The organism is Actinophytocola sp., assembly GCF_009379765.1.
Classification (GTDB): Bacteria; Actinomycetota; Actinomycetes; order Mycobacteriales; family Pseudonocardiaceae; genus Actinophytocola.
In genome coordinates, this window is sequence record NZ_WHTD01000060.1 from 29508 (window position 1) to 42683 (window position 13176).

Here is a 13176-nt window from a genome sequence, read left to right on the forward strand (position 1 = left end):
CGCACCAGGACACAGCCAGCCACGACATGCCCGCCCAGCGGCATGACCGCGCGTTTGCGAGCGGTGTGTCCTCGGATGGGCGCACGGTCCCGTGGGTCGCCGGCCTCGAACTTTTCGGGTCGGGTGCGGCGGCGCCAGTCGATGAACTGCAGACAGCCTTTACACATCGCGCCCCATGGCGGCTGCGGCCGCCACGATGTTGACGTAGTCGCGCAGATGGGCGATCTGGCCGTTGCGCACGGTGAGCACAACGATGTTGGGAAGGGCGAACTCGCCGGTGGATGTGCTGGTCCCGAGGGCTTCCTGCTCGACAATGATCGTGTCTGGATCGTTGGTGTCGTAGATGGCAAGGGTGCGGTAACGCTCGTACTTGACCGTGTTGGTCTTCCACACTGCGGCTGTCCAACTCACGATCTCGTCCCGGCCCTCGAGCCGGGACGGCAGGCCTGGGCGGGTGAACGGGAACTCATGGACCGCGTCGACCGCGTACACACGGCCCATGTCATCGGCGGACTGGCTGCTGGCGGCTTGGCGGAAACGCTCCAGAACCGCACGCGGACCAGCTTCTTGCTCGCCGAGTGCCGCTCGCCTGGCGGTCACCTTGCGGTAGCGGATCTTCCAGCCGTCGGGTTGTCGGGTGACGATGTCGTCGTAGACGACGCTGCCGGCCGTTCCGTCGGCCTTGATGCCGATTCCTTTGGACTGGACCCGCGCGGAGCGATCGTCGATCTGGGTGATCACGATGTTGGTGACATGGTGGCCGACCGGGTTGGCGTCGCCCAATGCGAGCGCTGCCGCACGGATGGCCGCGGTCCCGTGTAACGAGCCGAGGCCGAAGTCGTCGACGTCATAGGTGACATCTGGGGTGCACAGCTCACCCGCTTGGTCCAGCTTGCCCGCGTCCGTGAGGTGGCCGTGGAGATTGATCAGGTCGTTGATGTCGATTCGGTCTTGTTCCGTCAGCGCCATAGGGGTGGCCCCTCCATGCTTTGAGGCAAGTCATGCCACTAAGGTGAGACATGGTCCGTTTAGATGGGCACGGTAGCGGACTGTGTCCCCGGTTAGCAAGGGTGTGGTGATCGCGCTGGCAGGCCACGAATCGCGGCCGCGCGCCGGGCGTCCGCGGCGTGCAGACGCCCGGCGCAACTACGAGCAGTTGGTCGAGCAGGCGCGAGTCGCGTTCGCCGAGTTCGGCGTGGACGCCTCCTTGGACGAGATCGCTCGGCGGGCAGGAGTGGCCAGCGGGACGCTGTACCGGCACTTCCCCACTCGGCTGGATCTCATCGAGGCGGTGCTCGCCGAACAGATAGCCGAGTTGGTCGACCTTGGTCGCGGACTGCTGACAGTCGGGGACGAGTTCGACGCGTTGTCCACCTGGTTGCGTGCCACGCTCACCCATGCCCTGACCTACCGAGGTCTGGCGGCCGCGGTGATGAACTCGGCGCTCGACCACGGGAATGACCTGGTATCGACCTGGCATGCGGAGATGTTCGAGGTGGGGGCCGCGTTGCTGGCGCGGGCGCGGCAATCAGGCGTGGTCGTCGCCGTTGCGGACGAAGCGGATGTGCTGAAGATGGTCGGCGCTATCGCCTGGGCCGCCCAGGACGCCCAGGACAGCTCCGCTCAAGCCGACCGCCTGCTCGCCCTCCTCATGAACGGACTACGTCACGGCGGCCTTCCGCATCCAACTGGCGATTAACAACCATCCCATTCGTGTACAGATGGGACGGTTGGGGTTCGTTCCCCTGGACGCCACCCTCTCGCCGGTCCCGTTCACGGCCGAGACTTTCCTGGTGCAGGACAGCGGAACCAGGGACGAGAACGGAAAGGACGTCGTCAACGTGTTCGGCGGGATCAAGTGGGGCTGGCAGGTGCAGAGCGCTTGGTCGGCCGAAGCACTCGGGAAGGAAAGGAGATCCGCCAGGTGAGGCGATCCCCTACGGCCGGGCGATGGCTGACCGCGGCGGTGCCCGCGTGCCTGGCCCGGTGGTGTCGGCGGCCCTTCCGCGAAGCAGCTCGCGGCTCGGAAACCGCGTGCGGACGGCCGCGGCGACGGCCATCCTGGTGGGCATGGCCGAAGACCACCGCCGGCCCGTCATCGGTGACGCGTTCGGCACGATCCTGAAGAGATGCATGGATGTCGGCGTGGCCGCAGGGGTCGCGCACGAGATCGTCGAGCGCGACGACGGTTACCTCGGCGTCGGCGACGCCGTCCGGTACTTCGCCGCCGACGACGAGTGGTCTCCTGTGGACCGGTGGGCCTGCGACCGGGCGACCGGTCGCGTCCTGGACGTGGGGTGCGGGGCCGGCCGGCACGCCCTGCCGTTGGCGAGGAAGGGACACGACGTCGTCGGCCTGGACGCGTCCCCCGGGGCGGTGGACGTCGCGACGAGGCGCGGAGTGACCGCGGTCCTCGGCACCGTTGAGCAGCTCCCGCCGGCTCTGGGTTCGTTCGACACGGTGCTGCTGCTGGGAAACAACCTCGGTCTGCTCGCCGGCCCGGGACACGCCCGCACCGTGCTCGCCAACCTGGCCGCCGCCACCCGACCCGGCGGCCGGCTGCTCGGTACGGGCCTCGACCCGCACCACACCAACGACGAAGCCCACCTCGCCTACCACGACCGGAACCGCCAACGGGGCCGGCTGCCGGGACAGGCACGCCTGCGCATCCGCGACGGCGCGGTCGCCACCGAGTGGTTCGACTACCTGTTCGTCCCCCTCGCCGAGCTTCGCGAGCTCCTCGCCGAGACGCCGTGGCACCTGCGCCAGGCCTTCGAGCACGAGGCGGGCTACGCCGTGCACCTGGACCACCGGCCGTAGTGGCGGACCAAGGCGGCGGTCTCCTCGGCGGTGGCCGCGCCAGTACCGTGGCCGCGTGGCGGAACCGAGGCTCGACACCGGCCGGGCGACCTACGACATGGCCTATGCCAAGGCGGTCCGGGACGTGGCGGCAAGCATCTCCGGCGGCGCGTTCGTCGCGGGAGAGTCCTGGCCGACGGTGTGGGTCCGGGACGCCTCGTACGCCATCGACCTGGGCTGTGGGCTGATGCACCCCGACGTCTCCCGCGCCACGCTGCGCGGTGTGGCGGCATCCGGCGGGGCGTGGGCGCAGGACCGGGCGGCGCACTTCGGCGGGTGGCCGCGGCTGACCGACTCCGTCGTCGGCGCCGTCGGTGCGTGGGCCTGCTACGTGGCCACCGGGGACTCGGACTTCCTGCGCTGGAGCCATGCCGTGACCCGCGCGAGCCTGGCCAGGGCCGAGCGGGAGATCTTCGACGGCGGGCTGTTCCGGGGCTGCGCCAGCTTCATGGAGTCCAACAGCGGCTACCCCGCGCGGTTCGCGTTCAACGGCCGGGCGGTCGGCGCCACGAAGGCGTTGAGCACCAACGTCCTCCACCACCGCGGCTACACCCTGGCGGCGCGGGCGGCCGCGCTGCTCGGGGAGGACCCGGAGCCGTTCGAGGTCCGGGCGGCGGCACTGAAGCGGGCGATCAACGAGCGACTGTGGCGGCCGGAGCGTGGCCACTACGCCTACTACGAGGACGCCGACGGTCGGCCAGCGAATCGTTGGGAGGGGCTCGGTACCGCGCTGGCGGTGCTGTGGGGCGTGGCCGACGACGAGGCGGCAGCGGCCGTCTTCCGCACCGTCACCGCGACGCGGCACGGGCTGCCCTGCCTGTGGCCGCGGTACCGGTTCTGGAAGCCGTGGCTGGTGCGGGACGAGTACTACTACCACAACGGGATGGTGTGGCCGTTCGTGCAAGGATACTGGGGCTGGGCGGCGGCCGCGCGCGGGGCGGTCGAGGTGTTCGCGACCGAGCTGGCCGGCCTGGCCGACCTCGCCGGGCGCGCCGCGACCTACCACGAGTTCTACCGCCCCGACTCCGGGCGACCGGGCGGCTCCGCCCGCCAGTTGTGGAGCGCCGCGGGCTACCTCGCGATGGTCCACTATGGACTCTTCGGCATGTCCTTCGACGGCACGGAGATCGGCTTCCGCCCGGTTGTCCCCGCCGGCTTGTCCCGGCTCCGGCTGTCCGGTCTCACCCACCGCGGCCTCACCCTGGAGATCACGATCACCGGGTCGGGCACCCGCATCGGATCGTTCGCGGTGGACGGCGCGGAGCAGCCCCGCCACGCGATCCCGGCCACGCTGACGGGCCCGCACCGCGTGGACATCACGCTGGGCTGATCCCCAACACCACACCTGGGCCGGTCCCGCCGGACCGCGGTGACCCGACGCAAGCCGGGTCCCCCGCCGGCCGGCGTCGCGCTGTGTGAGCGGAGTCACCCCCCGACCACGCACCGGCACCAGGCTCGAATGCGCTCGGCAACATCACCATTACCGTCGCGGCACATTGGCGATTCGCGCCGGCAAAGCCCGCGACACCGATTCCCGCCAATGCCCGGGCCGGCGGTGCCGAATGTCGAGCCGGCTCGACGAATGGGCCACCACATCAGAATCGGCGGCCCGAGCGCGGACAATTCCGGATTCCGCCCGGCCCGCCGGCAGGGTCTCGTCACTCGAGGCGACGCCCGGGTGCGCCGCGGTCCGGGTCGGCGTTGTGGAGCTGGCCGATCACGCGGTACAGGCTGGACAGCTCTGCGGTGAGCGCGTCGCGGATGTTGCCGATCCGGGTGCCCACCTCGACGGCGGCCGCGGCCAGTTCGGCGTGGACGTTGACGCCCGGGGTCGGCTGGCCGACCGCGTTCCCGGCCTGGCGGCTCGCGTCGGAGAGGATGCGGGTGGCGCGGGTTCGCGCGTCGGCCTCGAGTTGGCGGCCCGACGCGTTGGCTATCCGGATGAGCTCCTCGGCCCGCCTGCGCGCCTCGTCCATCATCCGGTCGGCGCGCACCTGCAGCTCGGCCTCGGATATCCCGGTCGGCCCGGTCTGCTCGCGCCAGTGCTTGAGCCGGTCGATCTCGTTCTGCTTCTCCGCGAGCCGCACGGCCAATGTCTCGATTGTGTCCGCGACCCGATCCAGGAATTTGTCGACCTGGTCCTCGTCATATCCGCTCGAGAAGAAACTGGCCCGATCGAAAATAACCTCCTGCACGTCGCGCACCGTCAATGGCGTCGGCATTGGCCTACTCACCCCGGACCCTCACCTTCCACGCGCTCACGCCGCGGCTGGACCGATGTGATAATAGGCGGGCTGTCAACGACCCGCGCAAATTGCATTTAGCGCGTCGTTCCCCCCATTTTCACTGCTCAGCCGGTGCGTGGGCCAGCAGCTGGAGCCGCTCGTAGGAGTCGGTGCCGCACTCGGCGTGGTAGGTCACCAGCATCTGGCCGGACGTGCCCGGGAGCGCTATCTTCTCGTACCGGAGATCGAGCGGGCCGAGCGCCCACCCCTGTTCGGCGGCGGCGTCGCCCCGTTCGCCCTGGACCCCGAGGGCGCCGACCCGGCTGCGGACGGTCGCGGCGCGGATGCTGTCCTGAGCGCGCTGTTTGGACCAGATTGTCCAAGTAGGCTGTCCGCGACGGCGGGACCGACCCGCGGAATCGAGGGCCGATGAGCATCGTGAGCAGGGGGTTCCACGGGCGGCGCGAGCCGTCCGCCGATCTGCCGCCCGGCCAGTACCTGACCCGCGACTTCCCCGTGCTGCAGGCCGGCCCGACGCCGTCGGTCCGGCTCGACGACTGGCGGTTCACGATCCGCACCGAGCTCGGCGCCGAGCAGTCCTGGTCGTGGCGGCAGCTGCTCGGCCTGCCGAGCGAGCGGCCCACCGTGGACATCCACTGCGTCACCAAGTGGTCCAAGCTGGAGACCACCTGGCAGGGCGTCTCGCTCGACACGCTGTTCGAGTACGTCGAGACGGCCGCCGACTACGCGCTGGTCCGCTCCTACGGCGGCTACACGACCAACCTCCCGCTGGAGGACCTGCTCGACGGTAAGGCCTGGATCGCCTACCGGTTCGAGGGCGAGGACCTGCCCGGCGAGCACGGCGGCCCGGCCCGGCTGCTGGTGCCGCACCTCTACTTCTGGAAGTCGGCGAAGTGGGTGACCGGCATCGAGCTGCGCAACGACGACGAGCCGGGGTTCTGGGAGTCGCTGGGCTACCACGACTACGGCGACCCGTGGCGCGAGCAGCGGTACACCGGTGACTGACCCGGTCACCGACACCGTCTCGCGGCGGCGGCGGCTGCTGCGGTGGCTGGTCGCGACGGCCGTCGACATCCGCGAGGTGACCCCGACCGCCCGGACCGTCGTCTTCGAGGTCCCCGGCTGGCCCGGGCACGCGGCGGGCCAGCACGTCGACGTCAAGCTGACCGCGCCGGACGGCTACAGCGCCCAGCGCAGCTACTCGGTCGCCGCGCCCACCGACGGCGACCGGGTCGAGCTGACGATCCAGCGCGTCGCCGACGGCGAGGTGTCGCCCTACCTGGTCGGAGACCTGGTCATCGGCGACCAGATCGAGCTGCGCGGCCCCATCGGCGGCTGGTTCGCCTGGCACGGCACGGAGACCATGCCGGTCCTGCTCGTGGCGGGCGGCTCGGGGATCGTCCCGCTGATGGCGATGGTGCGGGCGCGGGCCAGGGTGGCGAACCCGGCCGAGTTCAAGCTGCTGTATTCCGTTCGCACCCCGGCGGAGGTGTACTACGACGCGGAGCTACGGTCGAAGCCCGGGTTGGAGGTGACGGTGCTCTTCACGCGCAAGGCGTTCGGCACCAACCGGCCCGCCGGGCGGATCGGTGCGGCCGACCTCGCCGCGGGCTGGCCACCGGACGCCGGCGCCCGGACCTACGTGTGCGGCCCCACGGGTTTCGTGGAGTCTGTGACCCAGCTGCTGCTGGCCGGCGGACACGATCCGGCGAGCATCCGGACCGAGCGGTTCGGCCCGAGCGGAGGATGATGATGGGCACGTTCATCGACGGCAACTTCATCGACGGCAACGGCGCGGCCGGCATGTTCGCCGAGGCGTTGGGCATCGACGTCACGACGGCCATGGTCACCTGTGTGAGCTGCGGCGCGGCCGGCCGGTTCGCGGACAGCCACGTGTACGACGGCGGCGGGCCCGGGATCGTCGCGCGGTGCGCGCCCTGCGGCTCGGTGATCGCCCGGCTGGTGCGCACGCCGACCGACGCGTGGCTGGACCTCCGGGGTGCGCGGTCCGTGCGCATCCCCATGCCGTGACGTTCAGGAGGACGCCATGAGAGACGACATCGACAGCGAGTCCGACCTGCTCGGGCCGGAGGACACCCTCGTCGACCGGGGCGTCGAGGACGTGCTGGACGAAGGCTACTCGCCGGCGGAGCGCCCGTCGGACTTCTTCGACGGGCACGAGCCGCTGGCGGGCAGGCTGTCCCGGGAGCTGCCCGACCTGTCCGACGCCGAGGACGCGAATGATGCCGACGGGCTCGGCGACGCCTCGGACACCGACGGCGAGCCCTACGACGGCGAGGTGGGCGTCGCCCGCTCCGGCCGGCTCGTGGAGGACGACGAGGGCGGCGGCGACACCGACGCCTACCTGTACGCGCGGGACGTGGGCGTGGACGGCGCGGCGGCGTCGGCCGAGGAGGCCGCGGTGCACATCGTCCCCGACGGCCAGGGCTGACAGCCCTCGAGCCCGGACCGCCGGCATGCCCTGAACGACGCGCTCGGGACGTCGAGTGCCCCGAGCGCGTCGTTCAGGGCAAGGTGGCTCAGGGCTCGAGGGCCGTGGTGATGTCGATCTCGGAGTGCAGGGTTCGGTGCACCGGGCACTTGTCGGCGATCTCGAGCAGGTGCGCGAGCTGGTCGTCGTCGAGGTCGCCGTCGAGGCGGATCGACCGCTCGATCCGGTCGACCCGGCCGACCCGGGTCTCGCAGTGCGCGCAGTCCTCGGCGTGGATCCGCGAGTGGCGCAGCCGGACGGTCACCTTCTCCAGCGGCAGCTTCTTGCGCCGCGCGTACATCCGCAGAGTCATCGAGGTGCACGCGCCGAGCCCGGCGAGGAGCAGGTCGTACGGACTGGGCCCGGTGTCCTCGCCGACCGGGCGGGGCTCGTCGGCGGTGAGCACGTGCCGGCCGGCGGTGATGCGCTGCCGGTAGGTGCCGCCCCCGGTCTCGGCGACGACGACGCTGCCTTCCTTGGTGGGCGCGGCCTCCGGTAGGTACCGCGCCGCCCAGGTCGCGATCATCGTGGCCGCGAACCCCGCGTCGGCCGGCGCGCCGAGCAGGTGGTCGGCACCGTCGAGGGAGACGAAGGACTTCGGGTGACGGGCCGCGTCGAAGATCCGCCGCGCGTTCTCGACCCCGACGACCCCGTCGACGGGTGAGTGCAGCACGAGCAGCGCCGCCCCACCCACCGCGACCGGTCCGTACGGCACGCCGACGGTGACGACCGCGCGCACGTCGGGCAGGCGCTCCGCCGCCGCCAGCACGGCCGCGCCGACGGCCCCGTGTCCGATGAGGACAGTCGGACCCGCAGGCACCGAGGCCGGATCGAACCGGCGGATCGCGATCCCGGCCGCGGCCAGTTCCGGCGCGATCCGCGCGGCGACGTCGAGCTCGCCGACGAACAGGGCGTGGGCCCGCGCCTGGCCCGCGGGCGGTTCCAGGTCGTCGCTGCGCATCGTCGCCTCCCACTGTCGGCCGGTCCCGATCATGTCACGCCCAATCCGCGGCTCCTCGGGTACCGAATGGTGCGGTGAGGAGAGGAGCGCGGGTCGGCGACCGGGTCGCCGTGCGGCTGCGCGACTACCGTGAGCTCGACGACCCGCTCTTCGACGCGGTCGCCTCGATCGAGATGGGCGAGCACGTCGGCGAGCGGAACTACCCCGCCTACGCCGCCGCGCTCCACCGGCTGCTCGAACCGGGAGGCCGCCTGGTGCTGCAACAGATGTCCCGCGGCGCGGTCGCGCCCGGCGGCGGCGCGTTCATCGAGACCTACAGCGCGCCGGACATGACCGTGCGGCCGGTCGGCGCGACGCTCGACCACCTCGCCCCGGCCGGCTTCGAGATCCGCGACGTCGAGGCGATGCGCGAGCACTACGTCCGCACCCGCCGCGCCTGGCTGTCCACTGTGGAGGAACGGTTCGCTGACGTGGTGGCGCTGATCGGCCCCGAGCGGGCCCGGGTCTGGCGGCTCTACCCGGCCGGCGGCGCGCTGGCGTTCGAGGAGAACCGGATGGGCGTCGACCAGGTCGTCGCGGTCCGCACCACGGCCGAGGGCCGCAGCGGCATGCCGCCGGTACGGCAGGGACTGGTGGCCCGTGCGTGAGGTCCTGGTCAACCTGGCGGTCTGCGCCGGTGTGGTGGCCGTGCTGCTGGCGGTGGTGTTCGCGATCTCGGTGCGCCGCGACCGGCACGACCTCATCGACGTCGCGTGGGGCCTCGGGTTCACGCTGATCGCGGTCACGACGTTCGTGCTGTCCACCGGCGACCTCGCGACCCGGGTCCTGCTCACCGTGCTCACCGCGGTGTGGGGCCTGCGCCTGGCCGTCCACATCGGACTTCACAGCCGGGGCAGGCCGGAGGACCGCCGCTACGTCGAGATCCGGTCGCGCGGCGGGAATGTGCGACTCGTGCGGGTCGTGTACCTCACCCAGGGCGCGGTCATGCTGCTCGTGTCGCTGCCGGTCCAGGTCGGCCAGTACGGCGCCGGCGCGCCCGGGTGGCTGCTGGGCCTCGGCGTGGCGGTGTGGCTGGTCGGCTTCGTGTTCGAGTCGGTCGGCGACCGGCAGCTGCGCCGGTTCGCCGCGGACCCCGCCAACCGCGGGCGGGTGCTCGACAGCGGGCTGTGGCGCTACACCCGGCACCCGAACTACGTCGGCGACGCCACCGTGTGGTGGGGCCTGTACCTGCTGGCGTGCGGCACCTGGGGCGGCGTGGCGACCCTGCCGGCGCCGGTCGTGATGACGGTCGTGCTCGCCGCGGGCACCGGCAAGCCGCTGACCGAGAGGCACCTGGCGCGCTCGCGGCCGGGCTACGCCGAGTACGTGCGCCGCACCAGCGGGTTCCTTCCCCGTCCCCCACGCGGCTCCTGAGTACGGCACAGTGGCGCGATGCGCACCGTGACCCGCACCGAGGGCTACGTCCTGGTCGTGATCCTGGTGGTCGCGCTGGGGTGGTCGGCGATCGGCGCCAAGAGCCTCGGCACGTGGGCGCTCGAGGTGGTGTGGATCTTCGTCGGCGCGCCGATCGTGCTGCTCAACCGGCACCGCTTCGCGCTGACCCGGCTTGTGCTGTGGCTGCTGGTCTGCCACGCGATCGTGCTCTGCTACGGCGGGCACCACACCTACGCCGAGACGCCGCTGGGCAACTGGTTCCAGGACACCTTCGACCTGTCGCGCAACCACTACGACCGCTTCGCCCACTTCGTGCAGGGCTTCGTGCCGGCGATGCTGGTGCGGGAGCTGCTGCTGCGGCTCACTCCGCTGCAACGCGGCGGCTGGACGTTCACCCTCACCGCGGCCGTGTGCCTGTCGATCAGCGCGTGCTTCGAGTTCGTCGAGTGGGCGGCGGCGCTGATCCTGGGTGCCGGCGCGGACGAGTTCCTCGCGACCCAGGGCGACGTGTGGGACACCCAGTGGGACATGTTCCTGTGCCTGTGCGGCGCGCTGCTGGCCCAGCTGCTCCTGCGCCGGGTGCACGATGCGCAGCTGGTCACGCCCAGCGGTGCTCGGCGGTGACGTCGTCGGTGGGGAAGAAGCTCTCGAGGCGGACCTCCTGCGCGGCGATGTCCTGCGGGGTGCCGACCGTGGTCACCATCGAGAAGTAGCGCAGGGTCAGGCCGTCCTTCGCGAACTCGACCGGCACGACCGGGAGCAGGTCGCTGGTGAAGTCCGGGGTGTGCCAGCGGCGCGGCACGCCGGGCGCGGCGAGGACCTCCTCGAGAAGCGCGCCCGTCCGCGGGTCCGGGATCCCGCCAACGGCCTCGCGGTGGATGCGCTGGAGGAGCGAGCGCGCCACGTCCGGCCAGTTCAGCACGTACCGGCGCAGGCCTTCCGGGTCGAACAGGAGCCGGACGACGTTGGCCGGCGCCGCGTCCGAGCCGCGGCCGGGCCGACGAGCCACTCGAACATCGCCCGCGCCGCGTCGTTGGTCTGCGTGACGTCCCAGTGCCGGGTGAGCACGACCGCCGGGTAGGGCTCGTGCTGGCGCAGCACCCGGTCGACCGCGGCGCGCACCGGGGTCATGGCCGGCTGGTCGAGGTCCGTGTCGTGGTAGACCGGCGCGTACCCGGCGGCGACCAGGAGCTGGTTGCGGTCGCGCAGCGGTAGGTCCAGCGTGCCGGCCAGGGTCAGCACCATCTCCCGGCGCGGGGTGGCCCGGCCGCTCTCCACGAAGCTGACGTGCCGCGGGGTCACCCGTGCCTCGGTGGCGAGCGCGAGCTGGCTCATCCTGCGCACCTGCCGCCAGTACCGCAGCAGCTGCCCGACGGCCGGACGTTCGTTCACCGAGGTCACGATGCGGACGGTAGCGAGCCGGCAGGGTCGGCCGCACTTCCCTCGGAGGGAATTGAGCAGGCGCGCACCCCGGCCACAGGATCGAGCCATGACACCTTCGCAGACGTTCACCGTCCACACCCTCGACTCGGCGCCTTCCGCGTCGCGGCCGGTACTCGCCGAGCTCGAGCAGCGGATCGGCTTCATCCCCAACCTGGCCGCGACGATGGCCGGCTCCCCCGTCCTGATCGGTGGCTTCGGCCAGCTCCAGCAGACCCTGCGGGCCACCACGCTGACCGGGGCCGAGCGGGAGGTCGTCGGGCTGGCCGTCAGCCACGAGAACGACTGCCCGTACTCCCTGGCCGCGCCCGCGGTGTTCGCGGCGGGCCAGGGCGCCGCGCCGGACGTGATCCTCGCGGCGCGGTCCGGGCGGCCGCTGCCGGACGCTCGGTCGCAGGCGTTGCGGAAGTTCGCCGTCGCGGTGCTGCGCGACCGGGGCCGGGCGCCGGTCGACGCCTTTCTCACGGCCGGCTACACCGTGGCGCAGGCGTACGAGGTGATCACCCAGGTCGGCTACACGAGCATCGCCAACTGGGCGGCCAACCTGTGCGACACCCCGATCGACGACGCGTTTCAGTCGGCGGCGTCGTCGTAGCGCATCGCGCCGACCACGTTGCCGGACGGGTCGGCGGGAAAGACCAGGTCACCGACGTCGCTGATCGTGGTCCTCGCCGTCACGACCTCGTCGCCGCCGGCCACCGCGCGCCCGGCTGGCACCAGCTGCTACCCGCGAGCCGGGCGTGATGAGCGCGCACCCCGGGTCGGGCACGTGGGCGGTGCCGCGGGACCGGGCGGGGTGGATCGCCGCGGGCGCTGTACCTGTTCGCCGCGGACTTCCCGGTCGGGGCGCCGTGCGGGGTCGTCGCGGTGTCGCCGCCGTGCCGCCGCCGCTGCGCCGAGCTGATCCTGTACCTCGCCCGGGCGTGCCCGCTCGACCTGTCCGTGCCGGCCGGCCGACGTGCTGGTGGACGTGCTGGTGGACGTGCTGGTGGACTTCGTGGTGACGCTGCCCGACGCGCGCGCAGGCGGTGGCGTCGGCGCTGCCGGCCGACCCGGCGACCGGGCGGGTGTTCCCGCTCGAGACCGGTCTGACGCTCGGCCGGTGGCGGCGCGGGCCGCGGATCATCGAGGCGTTTCTCACGTTCCGGCCGGCCGGCGCGTCTGCAGAGTGTGCGGACGGCAGAGATCGCCACGGTGCTGGGCCTGCTGCTCGACCTGCGGCCGGTGAGCATCGTGGTCGGGACGTCCGCGGATCCCGTGTCGCGGGCGAACGGGGCGCGGCTCGCCGAAGCGTGGACCGCGCGGGACGGCTTCGTGCTGGCGACCGTCGCGTGGCCGGAGACGGCGGCGTCGTGGTTGCGGCAGGCGCGGCGGTTCGCCTCGCCCGCGCCCGACGCGTGGGTCGTGACCGGGACTCTCGCGGGCTGGGTCGGCATGGGCCGCCAGCTCGTGGGCACGGCCTGGTCCCCGCGGCGGACCGTGGCCACCGCGGGGCCGGCCGCGCGGTCGCTCGTCGACACCGGGCTGTTCGACGGGCTGCGCGGCGCGCACGCGGACGGCGGCTCGTGGGAGATCGCGGGGTCACTGCTCATCCACCGCACGAACTAGTGTCGCGTGACCCTGAAACCTTTACGCCGCTGCGGCCAACAGCGGCCCCTGTCTGTGTTACGGCGTTGGAGAAAAGCCCAAGTACATCCAGTACGAGCGGCTTTCCTCCGCCTTGTCAGGAACCACGTGGATCCACA

Annotated in this window: 18 protein-coding genes and 1 pseudogene; 13 read left to right on the forward strand and 6 right to left on the reverse strand. The window is 71.9% G+C overall.

Annotated features, from left to right (window positions below; translation table 11 throughout):
- Positions 1-159: 159 nt before the first annotated feature.
- Entirely contained in the window at positions 160-969 is an 810-nt protein-coding gene (locus GEV28_RS19470) for a nuclear transport factor 2 family protein (RefSeq protein ID WP_291413512.1), read from the reverse strand.
- A gap of 106 nt (positions 970-1075) precedes the next feature.
- Between GEV28_RS19470 and GEV28_RS19475 the strand changes: the two genes are divergently transcribed.
- From GEV28_RS19475 to GEV28_RS19490, 4 genes are all read left to right on the forward strand, one after another.
- Positions 1076-1699 carry a TetR/AcrR family transcriptional regulator gene (locus GEV28_RS19475; RefSeq protein ID WP_291413513.1) on the forward strand — a complete coding sequence of 208 codons (624 nt, stop codon included), beginning with the start codon at positions 1076-1078 and terminating at the stop codon, positions 1697-1699.
- Positions 1700-1730: 31 nt separating this feature from the next.
- Positions 1731-1928: a hypothetical protein gene (locus tag GEV28_RS19480; protein WP_291413514.1), complete on the forward strand. Its 198-nt coding sequence runs from the start codon at positions 1731-1733 to the stop codon at positions 1926-1928.
- A 142-nt stretch (positions 1929-2070) separates the two neighbouring features.
- The gene (locus tag GEV28_RS19485; protein ID WP_291413515.1) at positions 2071-2820 is read left to right on the forward strand and encodes a bifunctional 2-polyprenyl-6-hydroxyphenol methylase/3-demethylubiquinol 3-O-methyltransferase UbiG; all 750 of its coding nucleotides are present in this window, start codon (positions 2071-2073) and stop codon (positions 2818-2820) included.
- Positions 2821-2875: 55 nt separating this feature from the next.
- Entirely contained in the window at positions 2876-4189 is a 1314-nt protein-coding gene (locus tag GEV28_RS19490) for a hypothetical protein (protein ID WP_291413516.1), read from the forward strand.
- A gap of 328 nt (positions 4190-4517) precedes the next feature.
- Here the strand turns inward: GEV28_RS19490 and GEV28_RS19495 are convergent, their stop codons facing one another.
- Positions 4518-5081 carry a DivIVA domain-containing protein gene (locus GEV28_RS19495; protein WP_291413517.1) on the reverse strand — a complete coding sequence of 188 codons (564 nt, stop codon included), beginning with the start codon at positions 5079-5081 and terminating at the stop codon, positions 4518-4520.
- Between the two features lie 432 nt (positions 5082-5513).
- Between GEV28_RS19495 and GEV28_RS19500 the strand changes: the two genes are divergently transcribed.
- From GEV28_RS19500 to GEV28_RS19515, 4 genes are read left to right on the forward strand one after another with little or no spacing between them, the layout of a single operon-like run.
- Entirely contained in the window at positions 5514-6110 is a 597-nt protein-coding gene (locus tag GEV28_RS19500) for a sulfite oxidase-like oxidoreductase (RefSeq protein WP_291413518.1), read from the forward strand.
- 34 nt (positions 6111-6144) lie between these two features.
- On the forward strand, positions 6145-6855 hold the full coding sequence (locus tag GEV28_RS19505; protein ID WP_291413533.1) for a ferredoxin reductase: 711 nt from the start codon (positions 6145-6147) through the stop codon (positions 6853-6855).
- Between the two features lie 2 nt (positions 6856-6857).
- The gene (locus tag GEV28_RS19510) at positions 6858-7136 is read left to right on the forward strand and encodes a DUF6510 family protein (protein WP_291413519.1); all 279 of its coding nucleotides are present in this window, start codon (positions 6858-6860) and stop codon (positions 7134-7136) included.
- Positions 7137-7152: 16 nt separating this feature from the next.
- Positions 7153-7557: a DUF5709 domain-containing protein gene (locus GEV28_RS19515; RefSeq protein WP_291413520.1), complete on the forward strand. Its 405-nt coding sequence runs from the start codon at positions 7153-7155 to the stop codon at positions 7555-7557.
- Positions 7558-7645: 88 nt separating this feature from the next.
- Here GEV28_RS19515 and GEV28_RS19520 read toward each other — a convergent pair whose 3' ends face one another.
- Complete coding sequence (locus GEV28_RS19520; RefSeq protein ID WP_291413521.1) at positions 7646-8557, reverse strand: OsmC family protein; 912 nt, start codon at positions 8555-8557, stop codon at positions 7646-7648.
- Between the two features lie 98 nt (positions 8558-8655).
- On the opposite strand from GEV28_RS19520, the pseudogene GEV28_RS19525 reads away from it, so the two are divergent.
- From GEV28_RS19525 to GEV28_RS19535, 3 genes and pseudogenes are all read left to right on the forward strand, one after another.
- A pseudogene (locus GEV28_RS19525) lies at positions 8656-9204 on the forward strand (class I SAM-dependent methyltransferase); the annotation flags it as partial.
- The gene (locus GEV28_RS19530; RefSeq protein WP_291413522.1) at positions 9197-9970 is read left to right on the forward strand and encodes a DUF1295 domain-containing protein; all 774 of its coding nucleotides are present in this window, start codon (positions 9197-9199) and stop codon (positions 9968-9970) included. The pseudogene GEV28_RS19525 and the gene GEV28_RS19530, both read left to right, overlap by 8 nt.
- An 18-nt stretch (positions 9971-9988) precedes the next feature.
- On the forward strand, positions 9989-10615 hold the full coding sequence (locus GEV28_RS19535) for a DUF2238 domain-containing protein (protein WP_291413523.1): 627 nt from the start codon (positions 9989-9991) through the stop codon (positions 10613-10615).
- Here the strand turns inward: GEV28_RS19535 and GEV28_RS19540 are convergent.
- Positions 10590-11000, reverse strand: a complete 411-nt coding sequence (locus tag GEV28_RS19540; RefSeq protein ID WP_291413524.1) for a hypothetical protein — start codon at positions 10998-11000, stop codon at positions 10590-10592. The genes GEV28_RS19535 and GEV28_RS19540 overlap by 26 nt on opposite strands.
- A complete protein-coding gene (locus tag GEV28_RS19545) occupies positions 10907-11392 on the reverse strand; it encodes a helix-turn-helix domain-containing protein (RefSeq protein WP_291413525.1) in 486 nt (161 codons plus the stop codon). The genes GEV28_RS19540 and GEV28_RS19545 overlap by 94 nt, the downstream gene beginning before the upstream one ends.
- Positions 11393-11480: 88 nt before the next feature.
- On the opposite strand from GEV28_RS19545, the gene GEV28_RS19550 reads away from it, so the two are divergent.
- On the forward strand, positions 11481-12026 hold the full coding sequence (locus tag GEV28_RS19550) for a hypothetical protein (RefSeq protein ID WP_291413526.1): 546 nt from the start codon (positions 11481-11483) through the stop codon (positions 12024-12026).
- Here GEV28_RS19550 and GEV28_RS19555 read toward each other — a convergent pair.
- On the reverse strand, positions 12005-12148 hold the full coding sequence (locus tag GEV28_RS19555; protein ID WP_291413527.1) for a hypothetical protein: 144 nt from the start codon (positions 12146-12148) through the stop codon (positions 12005-12007). The genes GEV28_RS19550 and GEV28_RS19555 overlap by 22 nt on opposite strands.
- Positions 12149-12601: 453 nt before the next feature.
- Between GEV28_RS19555 and GEV28_RS19560 the strand changes: the two genes are divergently transcribed.
- Entirely contained in the window at positions 12602-13039 is a 438-nt protein-coding gene (locus GEV28_RS19560; protein WP_291413528.1) for a hypothetical protein, read from the forward strand.
- Positions 13040-13176 lie beyond the last annotated feature (137 nt).

What these genes read in the sequence shown, in the direction of transcription:
- GEV28_RS19470 (WP_291413512.1), bottom strand. Translation starts at nt 969, where the DNA reads ATGGCGCTGACGGAACAAGACCGAATCGACATCAACGACCTGATCAAT.
- GEV28_RS19485 (WP_291413515.1), top strand. Translation starts at nt 2,071, where the DNA reads ATGGCCGAAGACCACCGCCGGCCCGTCATCGGTGACGCGTTCGGCACG.
- GEV28_RS19495 (WP_291413517.1), bottom strand. Translation starts at nt 5,081, where the DNA reads ATGCCGACGCCATTGACGGTGCGCGACGTGCAGGAGGTTATTTTCGAT.
- GEV28_RS19500 (WP_291413518.1), top strand. Translation starts at nt 5,514, where the DNA reads ATGAGCATCGTGAGCAGGGGGTTCCACGGGCGGCGCGAGCCGTCCGCC.
- GEV28_RS19510 (WP_291413519.1), top strand. Translation starts at nt 6,858, where the DNA reads ATGGGCACGTTCATCGACGGCAACTTCATCGACGGCAACGGCGCGGCC.
- GEV28_RS19515 (WP_291413520.1), top strand. Translation starts at nt 7,153, where the DNA reads ATGAGAGACGACATCGACAGCGAGTCCGACCTGCTCGGGCCGGAGGAC.
- GEV28_RS19520 (WP_291413521.1), bottom strand. Translation starts at nt 8,557, where the DNA reads ATGCGCAGCGACGACCTGGAACCGCCCGCGGGCCAGGCGCGGGCCCAC.
- GEV28_RS19535 (WP_291413523.1), top strand. Translation starts at nt 9,989, where the DNA reads ATGCGCACCGTGACCCGCACCGAGGGCTACGTCCTGGTCGTGATCCTG.
- GEV28_RS19550 (WP_291413526.1), top strand. Translation starts at nt 11,481, where the DNA reads ATGACACCTTCGCAGACGTTCACCGTCCACACCCTCGACTCGGCGCCT.